The sequence below is a fragment of the Pseudomonas sp. ZY71 genome (assembly GCF_036542145.1).
GTDB classification, from domain to species: domain Bacteria; phylum Pseudomonadota; class Gammaproteobacteria; order Pseudomonadales; family Pseudomonadaceae; genus Aquipseudomonas; species Aquipseudomonas koreensis_A.
The window spans coordinates 6,500,971-6,523,725 of the sequence record NZ_CP144274.1 but is presented as its reverse complement, the minus strand read 5'-3'; the positions used below and the strand labels follow the sequence as shown (position 1 = coordinate 6,523,725).

The 22,755-nt window shown below is 59.2% G+C and carries 23 protein-coding genes; 14 read left to right on the top strand and 9 right to left on the bottom strand.

Annotation, left to right across the window (positions count from 1 at the left end; translation table 11 throughout):
* Positions 1-81 precede the first annotated feature (81 nt).
* The 12 genes from VY732_RS29130 to VY732_RS29075 all read left to right on the top strand — a co-directional run bounded on the left by VY732_RS29130 (position 82) and on the right by VY732_RS29075 (position 11,911).
* On the top strand, positions 82-1,449 hold the full coding sequence (locus tag VY732_RS29130) for a lysozyme inhibitor LprI family protein (protein ID WP_331693120.1): 1,368 nt from the start codon (positions 82-84) through the stop codon (positions 1,447-1,449).
* A 138-nt stretch (positions 1,450-1,587) separates the two neighbouring features.
* On the top strand, positions 1,588-2,982 hold the full coding sequence (locus VY732_RS29125) for a TIGR01777 family oxidoreductase (RefSeq protein ID WP_331693119.1): 1,395 nt from the start codon (positions 1,588-1,590) through the stop codon (positions 2,980-2,982).
* Positions 2,983-2,991: 9 nt separating this feature from the next.
* Positions 2,992-5,442 carry an alpha/beta hydrolase gene (locus VY732_RS29120; protein WP_331693118.1) on the top strand — a complete coding sequence of 817 codons (2,451 nt, stop codon included), beginning with the start codon at positions 2,992-2,994 and terminating at the stop codon, positions 5,440-5,442.
* Positions 5,439-6,167 carry a hypothetical protein gene (locus VY732_RS29115; protein WP_331693117.1) on the top strand — a complete coding sequence of 243 codons (729 nt, stop codon included), beginning with the start codon at positions 5,439-5,441 and terminating at the stop codon, positions 6,165-6,167. The genes VY732_RS29120 and VY732_RS29115 overlap by 4 nt, the downstream gene beginning before the upstream one ends.
* A 37-nt stretch (positions 6,168-6,204) precedes the next feature.
* Complete coding sequence (locus tag VY732_RS29110) at positions 6,205-6,711, top strand: hypothetical protein (RefSeq protein WP_442968556.1); 507 nt, start codon at positions 6,205-6,207, stop codon at positions 6,709-6,711.
* 4 nt (positions 6,712-6,715) lie between these two features.
* Positions 6,716-7,087 (top strand): hypothetical protein, encoded by a 372-nt coding sequence (locus VY732_RS29105; protein WP_052229375.1) that lies wholly within the window; start codon positions 6,716-6,718, stop codon positions 7,085-7,087.
* A gap of 19 nt (positions 7,088-7,106) precedes the next feature.
* The gene (locus VY732_RS29100) at positions 7,107-7,655 is read left to right on the top strand and encodes a hypothetical protein (RefSeq protein ID WP_331693115.1); all 549 of its coding nucleotides are present in this window, start codon (positions 7,107-7,109) and stop codon (positions 7,653-7,655) included.
* A complete protein-coding gene (locus tag VY732_RS29095) occupies positions 7,642-8,490 on the top strand; it encodes a tetratricopeptide repeat protein (protein WP_331693114.1) in 849 nt (282 codons plus the stop codon). Before VY732_RS29100 ends, VY732_RS29095 begins: the two co-directional genes overlap by 14 nt.
* Positions 8,491-8,492: 2 nt before the next feature.
* Positions 8,493-9,248: a lysozyme inhibitor LprI family protein gene (locus VY732_RS29090; RefSeq protein WP_331693113.1), complete on the top strand. Its 756-nt coding sequence runs from the start codon at positions 8,493-8,495 to the stop codon at positions 9,246-9,248.
* Positions 9,249-9,292: 44 nt separating this feature from the next.
* Positions 9,293-10,291 carry a hypothetical protein gene (locus VY732_RS29085; RefSeq protein ID WP_331693111.1) on the top strand — a complete coding sequence of 333 codons (999 nt, stop codon included), beginning with the start codon at positions 9,293-9,295 and terminating at the stop codon, positions 10,289-10,291.
* A gap of 85 nt (positions 10,292-10,376) precedes the next feature.
* Positions 10,377-11,465: a hypothetical protein gene (locus tag VY732_RS29080; RefSeq protein ID WP_331693110.1), complete on the top strand. Its 1,089-nt coding sequence runs from the start codon at positions 10,377-10,379 to the stop codon at positions 11,463-11,465.
* A 284-nt stretch (positions 11,466-11,749) separates the two neighbouring features.
* A complete protein-coding gene (locus tag VY732_RS29075; RefSeq protein WP_331693109.1) occupies positions 11,750-11,911 on the top strand; it encodes a hypothetical protein in 162 nt (53 codons plus the stop codon).
* Positions 11,912-12,025: 114 nt separating this feature from the next.
* Here the strand turns inward: VY732_RS29075 and VY732_RS29070 are convergent, their stop codons facing one another.
* On the bottom strand, positions 12,026-12,397 hold the full coding sequence (locus VY732_RS29070; RefSeq protein ID WP_123376100.1) for a DUF6124 family protein: 372 nt from the start codon (positions 12,395-12,397) through the stop codon (positions 12,026-12,028).
* Between the two features lie 581 nt (positions 12,398-12,978).
* On the opposite strand from VY732_RS29070, the gene VY732_RS29065 reads away from it, so the two are divergent.
* Positions 12,979-13,362: a helicase gene (locus VY732_RS29065; protein ID WP_016985803.1), complete on the top strand. Its 384-nt coding sequence runs from the start codon at positions 12,979-12,981 to the stop codon at positions 13,360-13,362.
* Between the two features lie 96 nt (positions 13,363-13,458).
* On the opposite strand, the gene VY732_RS29060 is transcribed toward VY732_RS29065, so the two are convergent.
* From VY732_RS29060 to exbB, 6 genes are all read right to left on the bottom strand, one after another.
* Entirely contained in the window at positions 13,459-14,859 is a 1,401-nt protein-coding gene (locus VY732_RS29060) for an aminoacyl-tRNA deacylase and HDOD domain-containing protein (RefSeq protein WP_016985804.1), read from the bottom strand.
* Positions 14,860-14,938: 79 nt separating this feature from the next.
* Entirely contained in the window at positions 14,939-17,014 is a 2,076-nt protein-coding gene (recG, locus tag VY732_RS29055) for an ATP-dependent DNA helicase RecG (protein ID WP_331693107.1), read from the bottom strand.
* A gap of 9 nt (positions 17,015-17,023) precedes the next feature.
* Positions 17,024-17,953: a hydrogen peroxide-inducible genes activator gene (locus tag VY732_RS29050; protein WP_007920331.1), complete on the bottom strand. Its 930-nt coding sequence runs from the start codon at positions 17,951-17,953 to the stop codon at positions 17,024-17,026.
* A gap of 276 nt (positions 17,954-18,229) precedes the next feature.
* The gene (locus tag VY732_RS29045) at positions 18,230-18,976 is read right to left on the bottom strand and encodes a TonB family protein (protein WP_116028517.1); all 747 of its coding nucleotides are present in this window, start codon (positions 18,974-18,976) and stop codon (positions 18,230-18,232) included.
* Positions 18,973-19,401: a TonB system transport protein ExbD gene (gene exbD / locus VY732_RS29040; RefSeq protein ID WP_053125060.1), complete on the bottom strand. Its 429-nt coding sequence runs from the start codon at positions 19,399-19,401 to the stop codon at positions 18,973-18,975. The genes VY732_RS29045 and exbD overlap by 4 nt, the downstream gene beginning before the upstream one ends.
* Positions 19,402-19,407: 6 nt before the next feature.
* The gene (gene exbB, locus VY732_RS29035) at positions 19,408-20,361 is read right to left on the bottom strand and encodes a tonB-system energizer ExbB (RefSeq protein WP_077575049.1); all 954 of its coding nucleotides are present in this window, start codon (positions 20,359-20,361) and stop codon (positions 19,408-19,410) included.
* 188 nt (positions 20,362-20,549) lie between these two features.
* On the opposite strand from exbB, the gene VY732_RS29030 reads away from it, so the two are divergent.
* Positions 20,550-21,407, top strand: coding sequence for an SDR family oxidoreductase (locus VY732_RS29030; protein ID WP_331693105.1), 858 nt, complete (start codon positions 20,550-20,552; stop codon positions 21,405-21,407).
* Between the two features lie 139 nt (positions 21,408-21,546).
* Here VY732_RS29030 and VY732_RS29025 read toward each other — a convergent pair whose 3' ends face one another.
* Together VY732_RS29025 and VY732_RS29020 are read right to left on the bottom strand one after the other, a co-directional pair.
* The gene (locus VY732_RS29025) at positions 21,547-22,287 is read right to left on the bottom strand and encodes a hypothetical protein (protein ID WP_331693104.1); all 741 of its coding nucleotides are present in this window, start codon (positions 22,285-22,287) and stop codon (positions 21,547-21,549) included.
* A gap of 69 nt (positions 22,288-22,356) precedes the next feature.
* Positions 22,357-22,737 (bottom strand): RidA family protein, encoded by a 381-nt coding sequence (locus VY732_RS29020; protein ID WP_003229509.1) that lies wholly within the window; start codon positions 22,735-22,737, stop codon positions 22,357-22,359.
* Positions 22,738-22,755: the final 18 nt, after the last annotated feature.

Here is a 22,755-nt window from a genome sequence, read left to right as displayed (position 1 = left end):
CTTACTGGGGAATGAACGGGCCAGACCAATGCACCACCCGATTCACCAAATGCAAACCTGAATGACTCAAGGATGAACACCGTGAACCGTTTTGTTTTTACCCTGCTAGCCGCGCTGCTGCTGCCAGTTTCAGCTGCCTATGCGCAGGACGACTGCAGCCATGTCACCTCAAGCCCGGAAATGGTGCCCTGCTCGGAGGCGGAGAAGAAGGCTGCCGATGCGCAGTTGAATGTCAGCTACAAGCAGCTAATGACGCGACTTGAATCTGACTATCGAGCAGATCCGGCATTGGGCGCGGAGTACGCCGCGAAGGTCAAAGAGTCGCAACGTGCGTGGTTGAAATTGCGCGATGCGAACTGCCCTTTGGAGGCATTCGAAATCGAGACGGGGATGCCGGCGCATGTGTTCGCTGTCAACTCGTGCATCGCCAGAATGAGTCGTGAGCGTTCGGCGTATCTGGACAAGATCGTCCCTGCTCTTGCTTCCGATAAGAGCACTTCAACGGCGCCAGCCAGCGGCGCTTGTCCTTCGGGGGAGTTCCCTGTTTTCCTGACTGCGTTTTCCGCCAACAGCGAATCACAACGCCGTCTCACTGCAATGACGGTCAAGTCGCTGGTGTTGAAGCCGGTGGCGGGAAAGGAACGTAGTACCTTTGAGCCTTCGACCTCGGGTGTCAGTGGAACAACGTTCACCTATCCGCTGATGGCCGCCATCACACCCGGCAAGACACCTGGAGTCGAGATCGAAGAGGTCGATGACAGTCACGTCAACGTTGTGGATAAACGGGCGGGTAACAGCAATGTGAAAATCTTCAACTTCTCTCGTCAGGCGTGCTGGGTGCTTGAGGGGATTGAGGATTGGTCGATCAGTGAGAAAGATCTTGTCGCAACAGATAACCCGGGAATGAGCCGCGCCGAGAACTTCTGTTATCAGCGTGCAGAAGCGTTGGGCGGGCTAGGGTTTCTTGAGCAATACCCGCTGACGGTGGAGTTGATTGAAGCGTCGCTGGAAAATTTTGTGTGTGCTGCAGAGTCGGGTGACGCACAGGCGAGCCTGTCGGCGGCAAGCCTAAGCCTTTCGCAAATGGCGTCTCAGTTGGAAACCCCGAAGGTTGAGGCGCTGTTCAAAGCGGCCTCGAAAATACCAAGTGGCGCGCTGGCCTATGCCACGTTTCTTTGTTCAGGAAACTCCACTGACTATAACGGCCCTTGCCTCCATCCCGAGCAGGCAAAAGAGCAGGTTATTCGTGCTATTTCCATGGGCTCAGCTGATGCGATGAATTATCTGGCCTCGACCTTTGAAGGTGGCGAGTTTGGAACGAAGGATATGTCGCGGGCGTTAGCCTGTTATCAGATGGCGGCTGACAAAGGTAATCAGTTGGGCATCTTCAACGTGGGGCGATTGGGATCGCAGGGCGCTGAACCTATCAAGGCCAGTCACTGCATCTGAAATGCCGGGTCATGTCTGATGCGTTTTCGCATTCGTTGAGTCTGAATACGTCCGGTAAAACGTTTAGTTTTTGAGCGTCTGACGACTGCGATTTTCCTTTAAACTCCCCACCCCCAAGGAATGCGCTCAGGACACGGAATGCCAGCCCCCTCGAACTCCCTTCGCCCCGCGTTAGTGCTCTGGCTGTACGCCGCCGCAATCGTGCACATTCTCGCCGGCCTCACCCTGACTTGGGCCGGTCACTCCGGATTACTCGACGGCTATCTGCACACCCTCGAACTCGCATTCTGGGGCGCCGATGCGGTACCCGCTGCCGGCCACGAACAACAAGTCTGGTGGCTCGCGCTGTTCGGCGCGACGCTGCAAAGTTATTCGTTGTACATGCTCGCGCTGGTGCACTTGGGCAATCGCTTGAAAACCCCGGCAGTCTGGGGCTGGTTGAGCGCCGGCATCCTGTTATGGGCGCCGCAGGACATGTGGCTCTCAGCGCAACAACAGGTTTGGTCGCATCTATGGCTAGATGGTTTTGCATTGCTGGTGTTGTTGCCTCCGTTGTTCTGGCTCTATCGGTATGACCGTCGGAAGTCTCCTTCAGTAAAGGCACCGAGCCAATCCAATCCGTTTGCCGGCGGCGCTTTCAAACGTGTGCTGATCACCGGCGGCACTGGGTTCATCGGTAAAGCCTTGGTCAATCAATTACTCGACGCGGGCCATTCGGTCAGCGTACTGACGCGCAATCCGTTGAGCGCGGCCAATCTATTCAACGGCCGCGTCCGCTGTGTGCATTCGCTCATCGAACTCAGTCATGACGAAGCCTTCGACGTAGTGATCAATTTCGCCGGCGCCCCTGTCGCCGGCCCACGCTGGACTCCCAAACGTCAGGCGCAATTGCTCGCCAGCCGAGTCGGCACCACCGAAGCGTTGATGACCTGGCTGAAGAACGCCAAGCACAAACCCGCGCTGTGGATTCAGGCTTCGGCCATCGGTTTCTACGGCGTGCGCGATGCCAGCGAAAGCCTCGATGAACGGGCGAGCAAGGGTGACGGCTTCATGGCCGAACTCTGTGCGCGCTGGGAAGCCGCCGCGCAACCGGCTACGGAATTTGGCGTGCGTCAGGTAGTGCTGCGTCTCGGCGTAGTGTTCGGCCCCGGCGGTGCGTTGACACCGTTGCTGCTGCCGTTTCGCTTGGGTTTCGGCGGGCGCATGGGCGATGGTCGGCAGATCATGAGCTGGGTGCATCGCGACGATGTGCTTCAGGTGATCGCGCGGGCGTTCAACGACGACACTCTGCGCGGCACCTACAACATGGTTGCGCCGGAAACGGTGAGTCAGGCAGCGTTCGCCGAGCAGGCCGGCAAAATCCTCAAGCGTCCGGTGTGGTTGCACATTCCCGCCGCGCCAGTGCGTGCATTGGCGGGGGAGATGGCGCAGTTGTTCTTCGACGGTCAGCGCGTGGTGCCGCAGCGTTTGACCGAGGCCGGCTACACATTCCGCTATCCAACCCTCGACGCCGCTCTGCGCGACCTGACCTGAGGATCGCTCATGAGCAAGCCGTTGATGTACCTGCTGGCCGGCAACGGTAGCGCTGCCGATTGGTGGGACGACGCGCTGCTACACTTCCAGCGCTACGACGTGGTGCCGCTGGAGTTGCCGGGCTTCGGCGCCAACCCGCAGCCACCCTGCGAGGATCTGGCGGACTACGCGCAGACCTTGCTGGCGATGACGCAGAAGGGCTGCGCGATCATGGCGGTCGGGGTCAATGCGTTGCTGGTGCTGCACGCGTTGCAGCGTCGGCCCGGGCACTTTTCCCGCAGCGTTTTGTTGGCGCCGGTGGGGGCGTTTTTGTGGCAGCGGCGGTTACCGGCACTGATGTCGCCACTGCCGATTCGCAAGACCATTCACTGGCTGCTGTCGAACAAACCCACGCTGTTCGCGCGCAAGTTTTCCAATCAGACCTGGACGCCCGCGCAGTACCAACGCATGGGCGCCGGCTATGTGCGCTGCCGTGCGTTTGTGCCGCATTGGGATCTGATTCGCGCCGATACCGCGCTGCCACTGCTGGAGTGGATCACCGATCCGGTCGAGTTGGTTTGGGGCGATCAGGACGCTGTGCTCGGCATCGAGCAAGCGGCGGCATGGTCGGCGATTCTCGCCCGCGCCGATCTGACCATCAGCCTCCAACCCGGCTGGGGTCATTACCCGTGGATCGACTCGCCCGCGCAGTTCGCACAGTGGCTGGAGTCGGGCGAGCGCGGGTTTGTCGCGCACACCAAGGGCGGGCGTTTGCGTCTGGCCGAACTGGCGCGGCAAGCGGTGCCGGCAGCGCTGACGCTCAACGATTGCGCTGATCCGCGTCTGCCTGCGTTTCTCGCCGCCCAACCTGATGTGACCTGGGCGGTGCGCTCCTCCAGTTACGGTGAAGATCAGGCCGATTCGGCGAATGCCGGTTTGAGCACAACCTATCTGCGCGAGCCGACCGCCAATGTGCCGAAACGCATTGCCGAACTGACGGCCGAAGGCGTCGAGGAAGTGGTGGTGCAGCGCTTCATCACTCCGGTGGTTTCCGGGATCGCGTTTGTGCGGCATCTGTCGGTAGAGCTCGAATGGGTTGAAGGCCATCTGGAGTTGCTGGCCGATGGTCACGTCAGTCCTGAGCGCGCGACGCTTTCGCGGGTTGGCGATGCCTGGCGAAGCGGCACGTTCACGCCATCTCACGGCTTGACCGAAGAGCGGCTCTGGCAGTTTCTGCAGGGTGTTTTACGAGTGTTCCACTACGTGCCCGGCGACGTCGAATGGGCCTGGGACGGCGCGCAACTGTGGTTGCTGCAATACCGGCCAATCAGCGATTACGGCTGGCGCCGCCACCTGACTGCCGCCAACATCGCCGAGATCCTGCCGCCGCAACCGAGCGTTCTGGTGGAATACGCCCAGCGCCGCGCGGCAGCGAGTATCCCGGCGATCATGGCGCGTTGGGATGCGCGGGTGTTGCAGGACAACGAGCCGTTCACCGCGGTGTTCGGCGGCGCGTCCTACATCAACAATGATCTGTTTCTTGCCCGGCTGGCCGACTGGGGCATCAGCGCCAGCAACTACGCCGGTGAAGTTGGCGGGGCGACTCCGCATCTGCCGTGGCAACCGCTCAAAATGCTGCGTTCGTTGCCGCTGTTTTTGCGTATGCAACGCAGGGCTCGCGGCCATTTGCTGAACCTTGAAAATGGCTTGCAGCGCTTCGATCAGGAACTGGCCGAACTTGTCGCCCAAGGCGCCGATGGCCAACAACTGGCGGACTGGTTCACCCGGTTTTACGTGTTCGTCGTGCAAGGCAATCTGTGCATCGCCACGGCGCTGGCCAGCAGCGGCGGTGATTGGCTGGGCCGCCCGCCGACCGCTTATGACAACCTTGAAAACAGTCCACATCGATTGCCGTGGGAAACTGATCCGGGCACCCCTCGGCCTGCGTCGAGCGAACTGCCGTTACAGGCATTCCCGCAATGGTCAGGGCTGATCCGCCTCGCGCATTCGACCGGCCTGCCGGGCCTGCGCGGTTACTACCTGCAAGTGCGCGAGTGGTATCGCGACAATCTCATGCGAATCTTCTTCCGCCTGCACCACGCCATGCCGCTGGCGGATCGCGAACACTGGTTTGCGCCGCATCCGGACGTGCGCACCCGCGACGGCAGCTTCTGGCAGGACGGTCGCGAAGGTGCGGAGCAGGCCACCGGGTTCATGATTTATCCGGGGCAGGTGCAGGGCATTCTGGGCGAGGATATTTTGCTCGAAGACACCCTCGACCCGGGGCGACATGCGCACTATCAAACAGCGCGGGCGGTGATTGCGCGGATGGGTGGGCGCTTGTCGCATGGCTCGACGTTGCTGCGGGAGTTGCGCAAGCCTTCGGCGGTGATGCCGCGGGTGGATCCGGCGTGGGTGGGGTGCGAGGTGTTGTATCGGGATGGTGAGTTGGAATTGATCAATTCGAAGGATGTGACGTGAAACTACGATGCCTCCGCGAATTGATCATTGGTCTGGTCGTGCTTTTACAGATGGGTTATGTGACCGCCGCAGCTGCTGTGTTGGTCGGTAACGAACCCGGTCAGTCGCCGGTTGCCCAAGGCCCGACCGAGACAGTTGTCGACATGGGGGCGTGTCGGTTTTCCATGCCGTTGCTGCAGGACCAATGGTTGAAGTTCGACGATTTCTATTCGGTATTTATCGCAGCCAAACAACTGCCCAAATCGTCAAGCGCCCCCAGCTTGTGGCAAGCGCAGACGTCGAGTGGTGCCGACTGGCACTTCGAGAAACACGGTGACCTGAGCCAGCCGTGGTTTGGTTTGATGTGTGAAAACTCGGAGTACTTTTCGCTTCTCACCGATTGGAAACCCCCGGTAGACGATGCATTTGCGGTGCAAGTCCTGCGTGACGACAACGACCGCAGGTGCCCGGCGACCCTTACCGATAAGGGCTGGGTGCCCAACTCTCTGGCGGGTCGTGCGAACACCTACACCTTCGAACAATGGGGCGGGGAGAGTTCTTCGGGTTTCATCTTCGGTTTCCACGATAAGTCACGACGGCGCATTACCCGCATCGCTTTTTGCCTGCTGAGGGGCAAAGACGTGCTGATCGGCTCGGCGGAATCGGGTTCATCCGCCCCGCTGGCGATCAGCAACGAAGGGTTCGAGCAGATCAGAAAAGCGGTGCGCGGCATTGCCTTCGAATGAACTCACCCACAATGAATTGCGTCGATGGAGCTACAGCGTGAAAGGATTTTCGGTTCTTCTCGGCAGCGTGATATTGGCTGCCGCGTCCATGGCATTCGCTGCCGATCCAGCCTTCAAGGATTACACCGTCACGCCAGTTTTCACCGGCCCCAACCATAAGCTGGTGCCGCAAGAAAACAGCAGCCCAATGATGGATCAGGCACGGGTGCAAGCCCTGAAAGGCAAGGTCAACTTCGCCGGCCATTACATCCTGCACAGGCTCGGTTGTGGCGGCAGCGCCATTTGCGGCGAAGTGCTGGACGCCCAGACCGGTGAAGTGGTTGGAGGTCTGCCGAATGCTTACGACGGCAGCACGTTCGGCATGGTTTACCAGCCCGACAGCCGCTTGATCATCGTGTCCGGCATCACGCTCGACGGCGAAGAAGATGCGCAGGGGAATGCTTTGGAGAGCGGCAACCGGGATCGTTACTACGAGTTTGTGAGCAACGAATTCCGGCTGCTGAGCATGACCGACGTGGAATCGTCGCCGATGGATGAGGAGTGAGTGGATGAACCGGTTTTTCATTCGGCCTGTGCTGATTGCGCTTTCGCTTTTACCTCATTCACTGCCCGCGATTGCCAGCGAAGGGAGTTGCTACGGCTACCTTACTGAGCTTGTCAGGAGCAGCGATTTTCCGTTTCGTTATGTCGGCAAGGACAAGGTCAATTTGCTGATCGACGAGGACGACGGTGAAGTAGTGCGCGCTCAGCTGTTTTTTGACACCGACGGCACCGGAACAATCGGCTGGATCAAATACACCCCGGCTACTCACGAATTGCTCAACACCTCGGCCGAGTTGGATGAACCGGTGGCGTTGTCATTCGACGCCAAGTTTGCGGACGGCTATGCAAAGTGCCTGACAAAACAAAAGGCCGGCTAACGGCGAAAAGGATTTCTCAATGAATCAGCTTTTGTTCGCCGGGAGCCTGGCATGGTTTTTCTCTTCCCCAGCCTTCGCCGCGCCGACGGATGCTTACACCCAACGCGATGTCATGCAGTGCGGCGGTGTTGAAGTGGTGTTGGTGTCGTCTTGCCGATCGGTGACGGTGGATGGTACGCAAACCCACGTCATCCCGGTCTGCTCCGACCAGACCATCAACATCGGTAGCAAGGTGGTTCGACGCGATATCAGCAAAGTTTCACAACTCACTTCCGACGGTGCGAAGACGAAAATGTTGAGCAATGTTGTTGTGGCGATGGATTGCGTGGAAGGCACCAAGGGCAGTCTTGTTTCTATAGGCGGATATGGCGGTTGCGGTGCCTGCGCGGAGTGGCACGGTTATTACTCGACAGCAGGGCGATTGGAGCAATACAGCTTCGATAATAACCAACGCTCTTTTGGCTCGAAGGGATCTCGGGAAGAGCTGATCAAGGCCTATGGCGTTACGAAGAGACAGTTAATGTCAGAAAGCCCGGCGGTGAAGAGGATCGTCTATGGCCAGCCTTAAGTGGGTGTTGATGATCGGCAGCTTTCTTGCCGCCACAAGTGCCTTTGCCGAGGATCCACCGATAGTCGGCATCGACGGACACACCGTGACCTTTAGAGCGACAAAATGGACGATGCCCGGTGTGGATTCGGCGACCGCATGGTTCACCGCCAACGGAAAAACCTTCCCGCTCTTCAGTGCCGATGTTGGCGCTGATGGGCACTCGGATTGGCTCAGTCCTGACAAGAAAACCTTATTGCTCGACCCGGTGGTCTTCGGCATGTTGTCGGACGAGAATCAAGAAGAAAAACTCGTGTCGCAACAGCATTGCGATGTGATCTCCATGGAAACCGGTTGCGTGCTGGCCGAGCGTTCGCCTCGTTTTTGTCTCGGCAAATGGGTGGGTAATCAGTGGTTTTCGGAAGATGGCGAAGTCCTCACACCTAGCCTGGAAACGGAGTCCCCGAAGGACTGGTTGAAATATATCTCGACCATCAAAGCTGCGCAGTCCCGCGCTGACTCCATCGAATCGAGCCTGACTTTTTTGAGTCCAGAGTCCTACATGGCGTGCCATCCCCCAGCGCAAAATGTTCAGGCGTACAACGACCTGGGTTTTTATCTGGCCGAGGGCGGTAACGATGAGCTGGCGCTGAAGTTTTATCGCGGCGTTGAGGCCGTTGGTAAACGCACGGTACTGATGTTGAACATCGCCGATTCACTCTGGCGTCTCGATCGCAAAGACGAAGCGCAGCGCTATTACAGCCAGTACCGCGACGCGATGAGCGCCGACGGCAAGACGCAGAAAATACCTCAACGTGTCGTTGAGCGATCCGTCATTCAGGGAATGAAAAATTGAACATGTTTGCGCGTTTTATCGCGTTGTCCTTTGGATGCCTGTTTGCCTCCTGTGCGATGGCCGAGGACGACTGCAAAGAAATCACCGTGAGCGCCCAGGTCGATCGGTGTGTGGAGGCAGCTCGCAAAGAAGCCGACACACAGCTCAATGCCAGCTACAAGAAGCTGCTGGGACGGTTTGAGGCTCAACAACGGCGCGACCCTGAGCAGGGCAAGGCACTGGTCGCCATGGCCAGAGAGTCTCAGCGCGCCTGGATCAAGCTACGCGACACCACATGCCCGCTTGAAGCCACGGAAATCGAGCCTGGGGTGGCAGCGCATGTCACGACGATCAACAACTGCATGGCCAGAATGAGTCTGGAGCGTGCGGCTTACCTGGACACAATCGTCACTGATGAGCCGGGTAATGTGGTCGATCTGAACAAGGTGTACCTGTCTGGCTCCCAGCGCTTTGGCGATGTCGTCGCGCGTTATGTCAGCACCTTTGGCAGCCCATGTCTGACGGTGCAGATTCTGGCGCCCAACGGCGGTTGGAGAGTGCTGTCCTTCAAGCGGTTTTGCAGTTTCGAGGGCAAGGCATTTTGGACGGACTATGCCGATGCCGGGTTTGAGGATCATGTGTTTGCCGAGGATGGGTTGCACGTGACGCTGAGTTTGACTGAGCTTCGCGGGCTCGGAGAGAAGCGCCTCGCGTGTGTGATACCGATTCAGAATGAGCAAATCAAAGAGCTGAAATGCGGCGCGCCTGAATCATCGTAAAACCATCAGCGTAATCATTTGAAGATTGATCAACAGGGAAGTGAGTGGAATTGGCCAAGCTCTTAAGTTGTATGGGTGCGTTCGGGCTCATGGTTGGCCTGTCGGCTCAGCCGTCATTGGCGGAGGATCCACAAACCATTGGTGAGTTGCATCCACCAGTAGTTGCTTCCGTAGGCGATCAAAAGATCACGGTGTTCTTTTTGAAGAACAACCTTAAAGATCTGGAGAGGGTGATTCACGTGCCTGATGCCGAAATTTTCTATGCACCCATAAATGCGGTGACGCCTTCGTTGAATTATGTGTGGAAGGTCGAAGGCGAGCAGATCGCCTCGGTGTTCTTTTTTGAGCGCAAATTCCCTGAGCGGGCGGGGAAGTCCATGTTTGTTCTGACGGAGTCACGTGAGTCGAACAGCGGATTTCGGGGCGTTTCCTATTCAACCCAGGAGTTGCACCTCGTCGAGAGTGGAGGTCGGCTGTCTTTGGAATTTTTTCGCGGCAATGCCTATCCCCCTGAATTGCAGAACTGTTATGAAGGTCGTGACTTGGATAAAGGGGTAGACGTGGAGTGCGCATACAAAGACGCGGCAAGTATTAAGAAGTTTTTGGCCATTCAGGATGCGAAGATGATTGCTGATTCAAAACTGGATCAGGACAACCGTCAGAAACCAATCAAAACCAATGACGACTCGGCCGACACGGCTTGCCCTTCGACCAACTTTGCAGCATTTCTCACAGCCTTCTCCGAGCGCGCCGATGTACAGAAATCCTTCGTCCAGCAGCCACTGAAAATGGTTACAACTGTGGCCGGCGATCCCGAACCCGAAATGGAAAAGCGCAGCCTCAGCGGCGATCAGCTCAAGTTTCCAATCATTCCGAATCAAGCAAAGCGAGAGGCCGAGGGCCTGACGTTGACCGTCAAGGAAGAGCGGGGCGACAAGGCAATTGCGATCCTGCAGAAGCCAGATACCGACTACGTCTTCGAGTATCGGTTTGTCCGTGGGCAATGCTGGCGGTTGGAAGAAGTGATGGATTACTCGCTTTAAAACGCAGAGAACTGGGCTGAAGAAAGAAGTCTGTTCAATCAGAACCGTAAATCATGAGCAGGGAAGCAAGTTGAAAAGATTAGGCTTGATCGCGTTATTGCTGTGTTCTTTCTCTGTGGCTGCGGGGCCGATGTTCCCGTCCCTCAAGTCATGCATGGAGGCCGACAGCGGCTGCGCGTTGGCGCTGAAAGATAACGTTCTTGTGGACGCAATCTCCGGACAACGTTTCTCCGAGGAAGCAGAGTCGGCCGGGGCAATGAGTGGTTTCTGGCTGTATCGAGATGGCAAGCGTTACATCCTGGAGAATGAAAACTACTCCCAGGCAAAGTCCCGACGTTGGCTGGTTTTTACCTATGACAGTGGAAAAGTAGTACTCGACGGCGCCTATATTTTCTCGATAGACATTAATCCGAACACCGGGCCCTACTGGCACGGCTACGACTGCCGAGGTGATGCCAAGCCGTTCGCAGTGCCAACGAAAGAACCCTTCAGCGACGTTGCCTTGGAGGCGTTGTGCGGTGGTGCTGAGGGCTGGGTGGTCTCAGGAAAAGACAAGGCAGTGCCCGTATCAGCCAAGGGGCTGGCCGTCAGTGTTCCCGTTTACCACGCCCGCAACCGTGACGGTTCAGCGACGTACCTGTTTACTGAAAGTGATGTTCCGGAGCTTTCGAAGCTGGTGTGTTTGTCCAATTGCGCCGATGTCACTCAAATACCAGAACGCGTCTCGCAAGAAACAGCGCCTTTGAAGGGCGGGCAGGATGGAACGTTGTGTTCAGATGACGAAGACATTTACTTCAGTTGCCCGTTGGAGGGTGGTAAGACGGTTTCCGTTTGTGCTCGGGGAAACAGCAAGCCCACGGCCGGTTTTGTTCAGTACCGCTACGGCGTGCCGAGCAAAATAGAGATGATCTATCCGAAGACGGCTTTGCCGCCCAAGGGCAAATTCTTTGTCGTGAACGCTTCGGAAGGCAGCGTGAACTTGAACATCATCAAGTTCAAAAACGGTGCTTATACCTACCTCGTTAATCAAGCCTTTCTGAGTTATCTGACGGTGCTCAAGGACGACAAGGCGGTGTTCCGGCAGTATTGCGGTGAGGGAGGGAATGCCTACATAAACCGGGCGGCGCTCCGGGGGTTGGAAACACGCCAGAAAAGCGCAGAGGACTTTCGTTAGTCGTTGTTGTTGAGGATCAGAAAGGGGGCTTAAAGTCCCTTTATTGGTAGTCAATCCCGTCTCGCCGATGCGTGCTGATTCAGCGACAGGGATAGAACCTGCGGTTTGCTTCGATCAGATAATCAATGTCGGAGTGTTTCCGGTGGCTATTCAAGAGCTTTCAAATATCGCTACTCTCTCGACCTTCAAAATTGACATTGATTATCCAGGCCCAAGAATCAAGGGGGCGGGTGGCGCCGCCAGACAGGGCGATCCAGTCAAATTTCGAGACCCAAGAGGTTTCCATGAAAAAGTCCAAACATGAACCCAAGCCTATGATGGCTGTCCGGTTCCAGGCTGAAGCTCGTGAAGTTTTGGCCAAGCGTTCCGGTAAGCGCAGCCGTTTTCTGGATGTTGCATTAGCCAAAGATGCTGATTTTGAGCCAGTCGGTCGACTGGCTGGCTGACGGTTTAGGATTCTCAAAAAAGCTGCCGTGATTGGCAGCTTTTTTGTGTCTGGGTTTTTACAGGTAGTTGCAGAAAGGGGACTTAACGTCCCCTTTTTTCATCCGCAAATCTCGCTACGGCTTGGCCGCCACGCTTCGCACTTCAATCTGGTCGAGCGTCCCTTCCACCATCAATCTCACCCCGTCCGCCATCCTGCTCAGGGCCAGCGCCACCGAGCGGCGAGAGCCGTGGAGGTCGTCGGCGAGGTCGCAGGCGATGACGCTGATGGACAGGAGGTCTTCGGAGGCGTTGGCCATGAGGGCTTCGGCGTCGGTGCCGGGGGAGAGTTTGAAGAGGCCGTTCTCACGTTTGGGATGTGGATCGACGGCTGGTTTGAAATGGTGGTCGAGGGCGCGCTCGGCGGCTTCGTGGAATTTCTTTGATTCCAGGGTTTCGTAGGGCGAAACGTCCGGGTTTTCGGGGGGATTGGGTGTTGGTTTGATCATAGGTATTTTCCGAGTTATGGAGCCAACACCGTTTCGCTTGCTTCGAAAGGGTGGCAGCTGTGTATAGGTGTGCAAGACCGGACTCGGAAACCGGCAGACCCGAAGGCCTCCCATACACAGCCGCCATAACAGTTCGCGAGCATAGGAAAACACTCGGCGAATAGCCATAACTGAATGCATGACGAGTCTGGACTTGCACGTCCGAGTCACCGATTTTGCGGCGACACACAGAGCCTATCGATAGCCAGCCAACTCGCCTAGTTCATGGACAGCACCGCACTTTGCAGGAAATTTCCCATAGATTCGCGGGGCGGAAGATCAAAAGATCGCAGGCTTCGCCGGCTCCTACAGGGATGTGTTTCAACAGGTGTAGGAAAGGTGAGTAGTGAGACGCGGAGCGGCTCGGGATGCATTCCCACGCGGAGCGGGGGAACGATCAGGGGGCGAGCGCTGAACCGTGACTTGGCGGTCATCGTGCGGGAAATGGTCCGTATCCTCTTCCAACAGCGGCAGATACTGGCGTTATCGTCCGAATCCCTTACACTGCCCCGGCCGTTCATTTTCCTTTTGAGGCTGTGCGCATGAAATTTCGTTTTCTTCTGTGGATGATGGGTTTGTTGATGGGTAAGGCCAGCCGGACAAATCCTGCGTTCCAGCAGCAGTTGGGTGACAAGGATCTGGTGTTTCAGCTGCAGACGCTGGACGGGAAAGTGGCGCGGCATTTCGTGGTCAAGGATCAGCGCATCACCAGCAAGTCTGGCGTGGTGGCGGAGCCGGCGTTTGCGATTGCGTTTAAAGATGCCGGTTATGGCTTTGCGACGATGCAGGCGAAGAACAAGCAGCTGGCGTTTATGCAGGGCATTCAGGACAAGTCGATCCAGCTCAAGGGTAATCCGGCGCTGGTGATGTGGTTTCAGGGGTTGATGAAGTATTTGGTGCCGAGGAAGGCTAAGCCGAAAGCTTGATGCGGTCAGTTGGACCGTGGTGGATTCATCGCGAGCAGGCTCACTCCTACAGGGATTACCTAAACCTTGTAGGAGTGAGCCTGCTCGCGATTGCGTTTAGGCCTGGCTGAACTGCGAGGCCAGTTCGCGCAGTAGCACTTCAGCCTCAAGCACTTTGCTGACGACGTCGTTGGCCTTGTCGCGGGTCAGGCCGACGCGCTCAAGCAGCGCGTCGGGGATGTCTTCGTCGGGGCCGGAACCGATGCCGCGGCTGCGCAGCAGGCGCACGGCCAGGCAGACGAGGTTCGGGTATTCGGCGTAGGCGCCGTCGTAGCTTGGGTCGTGCTGGAAGCGCAGGGCGGTGGCCAGCTCATCCGGCATGTCCCAGTAGCGCATCAGCCACGAGCCGATCTGTTCGCGGCTGATACCGAGCAGGTGTTGCTCGATGTAGCTGTGGCACAGGTGCGGGTTGACCTCCAGGTGGCGGCAGATCAGCGAGAAGTGCGGCGGGAACACGTGGGCCAGCAGCAGGTAGCCGAAGTTGTGCAGCAGACCGGCCAGATACGTCAGGCCGGCTTCCGGGCGCTGGGCGCGTGGCATGGCGCGGGTCAGGCCTTCGATGACGGCGGCGGTGTAGATCGATTGTTGCCAGTACGGCGTGGTGTGTTGCGGGTGGTCTTTCGGCAGGCTCAGGGTCTTGCCGAGGGCCAGGCCCAGTGCGAGGTTGATCACCAGATCGAAGCCGAGTACGCGAACGATTGCGTCTTCCACCGAACGGATCTTGCCCGGCGAGGCGTAGTACGGCGACGCCGCCCAGCTCACCACTTGTGCGGCCAGTGCCGGGTCGGTTTCAACGACGCCGGTGATGTCGTCGATGGTGGCGTTGGGGTCGACGCGCAGTTTGATGATTTTTTGCGCAGTCTCGGCCAGCGGCGGAATCTCGATGGTCGCTTCCAGACGCTGCTGAATGCGCCGCGCGGTGAACGCTTGCACGGCCTGGGTGATTTCCTCGCGGTCATCGTCCGGGCGGTCGAGGTTCGGGCGGATGCTGCTCAGGGCTTCGCCGAAGTTGGCGGCGCTGGCCTTGGTCAGCATGGTCTTGAAATCTTCGCTGGCGATTTCCAGCAGCAGGCCCGGCTCGCCGGAGTTGATCAGCAACTTCGGTTCGCGCAGCAGGCTTTCTTCGTAGAGGCACGGCGAGCTGGTCAGCGCTGGCAGGCCCGGCAGCAGGCTCAGGCTGTGTTTGCCGAGCATCTTTTCCAGGCGCTCGGTGGACACGGCGGTGAGGCGACGGCCCGTCAGTTCGGCGAGGCGATTGAGATCCAGCAATTGGCTCTGCGGAAACAGCACCATCAGCGCGCCAACGGCGTCGTCCAGCAACACGGCTTGTACCTTGCGCGATGCATTGAGGCCGTGGTGGTCGAGCACTTCTTCGTAGGCGATGCCCAACTTGCCTAGCAGCAGCCGAATGACAGACGGCGCGTGCGGGGATTCGGGGGCGAGAGCGGCTTCGGTCATGATCTGTATCCGTTTTTGAAACAATGGCAGGAGTATAACCAGCTTGGTCGGAACGATCTGTCAGAAACTGCGACGGTGCTCACACTTGGCCGTATTGCTGCCCGTGACGCAACCAGCGATCGAGTAATGGGCTGACGTGGGTTGGCCAGCGTTCCAGCAAGGCTTGCGCGGCGTCGCGGACGGCGGGTAACAAGTCGGCGTCGCGCATCAGGTCGGCGACTTTGAATTGCAGCAGGCCGGTCTGGCGAGTGCCGAGCATTTCCCCGGGGCCGCGCAGTTCGAGGTCTTTTTCGGCGATGACGAAACCGTCGTTGGTCTCGCGCATGATGCCCAGGCGCTGGCGACCGATCTGCGACAGCGGCGGATGGTAGAGCAGCACGCAATGGCTGGCGGCGCTGCCCCGGCCAACGCGGCCGCGCAACTGGTGCAGTTGCGCGAGACCGAGGCGCTCGGGGTTTTCGATGATCATCAGGCTGGCGTTGGGCACGTCGACGCCGACTTCGATCACCGTGGTGGCGACCAGCAGTTGCAGGTTGCCGGCCTTGAATTCGGCCATGACGGCGGCCTTCTCGACGGGTTTCATGCGCCCGTGAATCAGCCCGACTTTCAGTTCGCCGAGGGCAAGTGTGAGGTCTTCGAAGGTGGTTTCGGCGGCCTGGCAGGTCAGCTCTTCCGATTCTTCAATCAGCGTACACACCCAATAGGCCTGACGCCCTTCGGCGCAGGCACCGCGCACGCGTTCGATGACTTCGACGCGGCGGGTGTCGGTGACCAGCACGGTGTTGACCGGGGTGCGACCTGGCGGCAGCTCGTCGAGGATCGAGGTGTCGAGGTCGGCATAGGCGCTCATCGCCAGCGTGCGTGGAATCGGTGTGGCGGTCATGATCAACTGATGCGGACACATGCGCCCGCCGACGCCTTTCTGCCGCAGCGCCAGACGCTGCTGCACGCCGAAGCGATGCTGTTCGTCGATGATCACCAGCGCCAGATTCTTGAACTGCACTTCGTCCTGAAACAGCGCGTGGGTGCCGACCACCATCGGTGTGCCGCTGGCGATCTGTTCCAGCGCGGCGACGCGGTTCTTGCCCTTGAGCTTGCCGGCCAGCCACGCGACTTCAATGCCCAGCGGTTCGAGCCAGCGCTTGAAGGTGATGAAGTGCTGTTCGGCGAGGATCTCGGTCGGCGCCATCAGCGCGACCTGATAACCGGCCTCCAGCGCTTGCAGGGCGGCGAGGGCGGCAACCACGGTTTTACCTGCGCCCACATCGCCCTGAATCAGCCGCAGCATCGGTTCGTGCTGGCTGAGGTCGTAGGCGATTTCGTTGCCGACCCGCTGTTGCGCGCCGGTCGGGTTGAAGCCGAGGTTGGCCAAGTATTTCGGCGGCAGCTTTTTCGCTTTCGGCATCGCTGGTGCGCGCAGCGAACGCATGCTTTCGCGCAGACGTTGCTGTGACAATTGGTGCGTCAGCAGTTCTTCGAAAGCCAGGCGATGCTGCGCCCAGTGATGGCCGAGGGCGAGTTCGTCGACGTCGGCATCGGCGGGCGGGTTGTGCAGGTAGCGGATCGCATCGGCCAGCGGCGCGAGTTGATAGTCGCGGGCCAGTTCGGTCGGCAGCCAGTCGGGCAAGGTGTCTGACTTGAGCATCGTCAGCGTTTGCATGCACAACTGGCGCAGACGCGCTTGGGTCAGGCCTTCGGTGAGCGGGTAGACCGGGGTCAGGGTTTCATCCACGGGCGGCGGTTCGTCGCCGGTGATGGCGCGGTATTCCGGGTGGTAGATCTCCAGTCCTGACGCACCGGGCCGGGCTTCGCCGTAGCAGCGCACCCGCGTGCCACGCTTGAGGCCTTCTTTCTGCGCGTTGCTGAAATGGTAGAAGCGCAGACTTAGTCCGCCGGTGCCATCCTGCAAGCGCACGACGAGGCTGCGCCGGCGGCCCATGACCACGTCGGCGCCGCTGACGGTGCCTTCGACCACGGCGTCCTGCCCCGGTCGCAGCGCACCGATCGGCACCACGCGGGTGCGATCCTGATAGCGCAGCGGCAGGTGAAACAGCACGTCCTGCAGATTCTCCAGGCCGACCTTGGCCAATTTCTCGGCCATGGCTTCGCCGACACCCTTGAGTGCCGTCACCGACACTTGCGACAGCTCAGTCATGACGCTCGCTTAACCGGCTGTAACCGGTGCCGCTGGCTTGGCCACCGAACACAGGCGAATGGAGTCGGCGAGAATCTCGATGGCTTTCGGCCGTGGGAAACTCGCGCGCCAGGCAATGGCCACGGTGCGGAACGGCACCGGCGGCGACAGTGGCCGCACTTCGATCACGCCCGGGGCGTAGTGATGGCTGTCGACGGCCGACAACGGCAGGATCGAGATGCCCAGACCGGACGCGACCATGTGGCGAATCGTTTCCAGCGAGCTGGATTCGACCGTGGTGTGCTTGGCGCCGTCGTTGCCCTTGGTCAGGGTCGGGCAGGCTTCGAGAACCTGATCGCGGAAGCAGTGGCCTTCGCCGAGCAGCAGCAGGCTCTTGTCGTTGAGCAGGCCGGCGTCGATGGTTTCTTTCTGTGTCCACGGGTGCTGGGCCGGCATCAAGACGTAGAACGGCTCGTCGTACAGCGGCAGGGTCAGCACGTCGGCTTCGTTGAACGGCAGGGCGATGATGATCGCGTCGAGCTCGCCGTTGCGCAGTTTGTCGCGCAGCACGTGGGTGAAGTTTTCTTCGATGTACAACGGCATCTGCGGGGCGACCCGGTGCAGTTGCGGAATCAGGTGCGGGAACAGGTACGGGCCGACGGTGTAGATCGCGCCGACTTTCAACGGCGCGGTCAGCTGGTTCTTGCCAGCCTGGGCCAGTTCGCGGATGCCTTGCGCTTGCTCGAGGACTTTCTGCGCCTGAGCGACGATGCCTTCGCCGACCGGAGTCAGGCGCACGGCGCTTTTGCTGCGCTCGAAAATCAGCACACCGAGTTCGTCTTCAAGCTTTTTCACGCCCACCGACAGGGTCGGCTGGCTGACGTGGCAACGTTCGGCGGCGTGGCCGAAATGCTGCTCTTGGGCGAGGGTTACGATGTAGCGTAATTCTGTGAGGGTCATAGCAAGCGTCCATGAAGATGCGGGCCAAGCATACCGGCTGCAATCGATAGACGCACGTTATCAGACTGAGGGCGACATGCGACACCGGGCAATGTCGGTTTGCCGCTGGCAGATATGCAAAAGGCACCTTCCGGTGCCTTTTTGGCTGGATCTTCCGGCTAACGGAGAGCCCTTGTAGGAGTGAGCCTGCTCGCGATTGCGGCGTGTCAGTCAGAAAATCATCGTCTGACACAACGCTATCGCGAGCAGGCTCACTCCTACAGGTTTTGCGTTGCCTTAGCGGCGGCGTTCGAGCGAGTAAACAAACGGCGCAACAATTTCGATCGAGCCGTTGTTGAGCATGTCGGCCGGTGGCTTGGGCAGCGGTTGTGCGCGGCGGATCATTTCCAGGGTCGCCCTGTCCAGATCGGCGTTGCCGGAGCGGCCCACCAGTTCGAACGACAGCACGTTGCCTTCGGCATCCACCACGAAGCGCAGACGGTTCAAGCCTTCTTTACCGCGTGCCTGAGCACTGGCCGGGTACTTTTTGTACTTGGCCAAATGCGCGAGCAGGGTGCCTTGCCAGCTGGCCTTGGCAGCCATCTGAGCCGGCGACGGACCCGGTGCAGGCTGGGCGGATTTCTCCGTCGGTGCCTGAGTCGGTTGCGTGTCGGCCGGCTTCTCCTCGGAAGGTTTTTCCTTCGGTGGATCAGGCAGCTTCTTCTCGATCGGCTTCGGCGGTTTCGGCTTTGGCTTCGGCTTGGGTTTCTGCACCGCGATTTCAGCTTTCGGTGCTTCGGCCAGCTTCGGAATCGGCAACTCTTCCACCGGAGCCGGTGGCTGCGGCGGTGTGACGACTTTCGGCGGAGCAGGCGGTGGCGGGGCCGGAACCGGTGCCAGCTCGACCATCATTGCCTGCGGCGGCAATTCGATGGGCGGGCGGGCGGTCCAGTTCAGCGCCAGCGCGATGGCCAGCGCATGAACGCCCAGCACCACGGCCAGGCTACCGCTGTAACGCGTCAGCTTATGGCGCGTCGTGATCATTTCTTGGCTGCCGTCTCAAGTCCGACCAGGCCGACCTTCAGGTAACCGGCAGAGCGTAGGTTATCCATCACGCTCATCAGGTCGCCGTAATCCACGCCTTTATCGGCCTGGAAGAAGATGGTGGTGTCTTTCTTGCCCTTGGTTCTGGCGTCGAGGGTGGCGCCCAGTGCTTCGGGCTTCACTTCGTCTTCGCCGAGGAACAGGCGCTGGTCAGCCTTGACGCTGAGGAACACCGGTTTCTCTGGCCGCGGCGCCGGTTTGGCGGTCGAGGCAGGCAGGTCGACTTTGATGTCCACGGTGGCCAATGGCGCGGCCACCATGAAGATGATCAACAGCACCAGCATCACGTCGATGAACGGCGTGACGTTGATTTCGTGGTTCTCGGCCAGATCGTCGTCTGCGCCTTCTTTCAAATGCAGGCCCATGGCCGATTACCCCACTTTGACCATGTGCGGCTGCGAGCTGCGCTCAGGCTGGTGATCGAGGTCGCGGCTGACCAGCAGCAGCACTTCTGCCGAGGCGTCGGAAACCTGCGCCTTGTAACCGGCGATGGAGCGGGCGAAGACGTTGTAGATCACCACGGCTGGGATCGCGGCAACCAGACCCAGTGCGGTGGCCAGCAATGCTTCAGCAATACCTGGCGCTACGACAGCAAGGTTGGTGGTCTGGGTTTTGGCGATGCCGATAAAGGAGTTCATGATGCCCCACACGGTACCGAACAGGCCGACGAACGGCGCGGTGGAACCGATGGTGGCGAGGACGCCGGTGCCGCTGCTCATGTTGCGACCGCAGGCTGCAACCAGACGCTCGAGACGGAAGCTGACGCGTTCCTTGATGCCTTCTTTCTCGCGGCTGTTGACCGACAGGCGCATCTCTTCGAGGGCGTCGTGCACCAGCAGGTTGGCGAGGGTGCCTTCCTTGCCGGCAGTGGTACTGGCTTCTTTAAGGGTGGTGGCCTTTTTCAGCGCGGCGATTTCGCCTCGCAGACGACGCTTGGCGCCCATCAGCTCGAAGCCTTTGGCGATCCAGATGGTCCAGGTGATGATGGAAGCGATGGCCAGACCGATCATCACGATTTTCACGATGATGTCGGCGTTCTGGTACATGCCCCACGGCGACAGGTCGTGGGCCATGCCCAGGCTGTTGTCGGCTTCGAGAACTTCAGGAACGTCGGCAGCGTCAACCGCTTGCACCGGATCGGTAGCGGCCGGGGCAGCCGGAGCGGCGGCTGGTGCGCTTTGCTCGGTGGCAGCTGGCGTTGCTGGCGCTTGAGCGTCGGCGAAAGCGGCAGTCGGTGCCAGCATCAGGCTGAGCAACAGAGCCGCCACTGCGCTCCAGGCGCGAGGTCGATTGGTTGGCGAAGCGGGGATTTGATTACGTGTCATGCTGGCCGGACCTGAGATAGAAAAACGGTGATGCTCTACCAGGCCTCGTGAGGCCGAGAACAAAAGTGGCGTGCATTATTGCAAGTAATTCTTGTTAACAAAAGTAATAGAGTATCTTTTTTTCCTGCATTGCTAGCCGCTCGTCCTGTCCCGAGGCTAGTCTGTGTCTTTCCGATAGGAGTTTTTTGATGTCCGCGCCTTCTGTTTTGATTGCCGGTTGTGGTGATGTCGGCAGTCGTCTGGCCAAGCAATTGCTGGCGGCTGGCTGGGAAGTTCATGGCCTGCGCCGGGATGTTTCGAAGCTGCCTGCTGGGGTGATCGGCGTTGCCGGCGACCTGTTCAACGAAGACTGCCCGGCGACATGGCCGGTGGGGGCCGTGGACTATCTGGTGTATTGCGCTGCGGCCACCGATCACGATGAAGCCGGTTATCGCGCGGCTTATGTGCAGGGTTTGCAGAATGTTCTGAGTTGGCTCGACGATTACGGGCAAGTGCCTGAGCGGCTGATCTTCGTTTCCAGCAGCAGTGTTTATGGACAGCAGGAGGGTGAGTGGGTCGATGAGAACTCAGAGACCATCGCTGCCGGTTATTCCGGGCGATTGATGCTGGAGGCTGAGCAGGTCGCGCTTAAGAGTGGCATTCCTGCGAGCATTCTGCGTTTGACCGGGATCTACGGGCCGGGCCGCGAATGGCTGCTGACTCAAGTGCGTCGCGGTTATCGCGTGGCGGTTGATCCGCCGCTGTATGGCAATCGAATTCATGCCGACGACGCAGCAGGGTTATTGGCGTTTCTGCTGGAAAAGGCTCGGCAGGGAGTGAAGCTGGAGGATTTCTACATCGGTGTCGACGATGCGCCGGCACCTTTGGCCGAGGTGGTGGGCTGGTTGCGTGAGTATCTGGGCGTTACCGAATGGTCTGAAGATGCCAGCGTGCGGCGCACCGGCAGCAAACGCTGCAGCAATGCCCGGGCGAAAGCGTTGGGCTGGACGCCAACGTACCCGAGTTACCGCGAAGGCTACGCCGCGATCCTCGAAGATAAATGCTGACTTTCTAACAACACAAAACAACTGTGGGAGCGAGCCTGCTCGCGATGAGGTCCTAACATTCAACACTTGTGCTGACTGTTAAACCGCTATCGCGAGCAGGCTCACTCCTACAGGGGGGGGCTGCGAACTCAGAAGCGGGTTACTGCTTCTTCAGCAACCACTTTCTCTCGCCCGGCGTGTACTGCGGCATTTCATCTGCCAGCGCGGTGTTCACGGCCTGGAAAATCTCCAGTTCCTTGCCCTTGCGCGCAAAGATGTAGGCGTTGCCCTGACCGTTGAGTTGCAACCACATGTTGTCGTTGGTACTGCTCATCGACGCGCAATCACCTGCCAGGCACAGGGCATAACGGTCGGCCCCCGGCAAACCGGACACCTGGCCATCAGCCTGGAACTGCACGGTGCTGCCTTCGCCCTGACCGCTGGCGATTGTCCAGCTGCCACCCATGTAGGCGGAATACAGCGCGCGTTCGAAACTGGCGCCAATCGGTGCGCCTTCCGGCACCGGAATCTGTGCACGGTCGAACACCTGCTCGGGTTCGTTCTCGCTGGCGGCTTGCTGCAGTTGTCCGCCGTCGCGTTTCAGCTCGCTAGCAGAACTGCCATAGAAGTCGACTTTCCAGGCGCCGGATTTCTCGCCCAGCAGCCGTCCTTCGACGTTCTCAAAACCGTTGGTGTAGCGGGCCTGACTGGCCTTGGTGTTGACGTCCCACTCAAGGTTCGGACCGTAAGCCTGAAGCGCTTCGCGCAGGGGGCCGCCCTTGGCTGCGGCATCGATCGCCACCTGGTTGATCCAGGTGCCGCTGATGTCACGGTCGGCAGGGTTGCTGGCGCAGCCGCCGAGGAAAATGGCGAGCAGCGGGAGAGCTAGCGCTTTGCGCATGGTGGAATCCTTTCAAAACCTTTTCTTGCAGAGCAGTCGGCGCGGCGTTTGAAGGCCGCGCCGTGCGCATCACTCGATGACCAGAATGGCATCCATTTCAACCTGCGAACCCTTTGGCAGGGCGGCAACGCCGATGGCGGCGCGGGCCGGGTATGGCTGGTCGAAGTACTTGCCCATGATCTCGTTGACCTTGGCGAAGTGGCTCAGGTCGGTGAGGAAGATGTTCAGTTTGACGATGTCCTTGAACGAACCGCCAGCGGCTTCAGCCACGGCCTTCAGGTTCTCGAACACCTGTACGGTCTGGGCTTCGAAGCCTTCAACCAGTTCCATGGTTTTTGGGTCCAGAGGAATCTGACCCGACATGTAAACAGTGTTGCCGGCCTTGATCGCCTGGGAGTAAGTGCCGATGGCAGCCGGGGCCTTGTCGCTGGTGATAACAGTCTTGGTCATGTATGACTCCTTGTAATG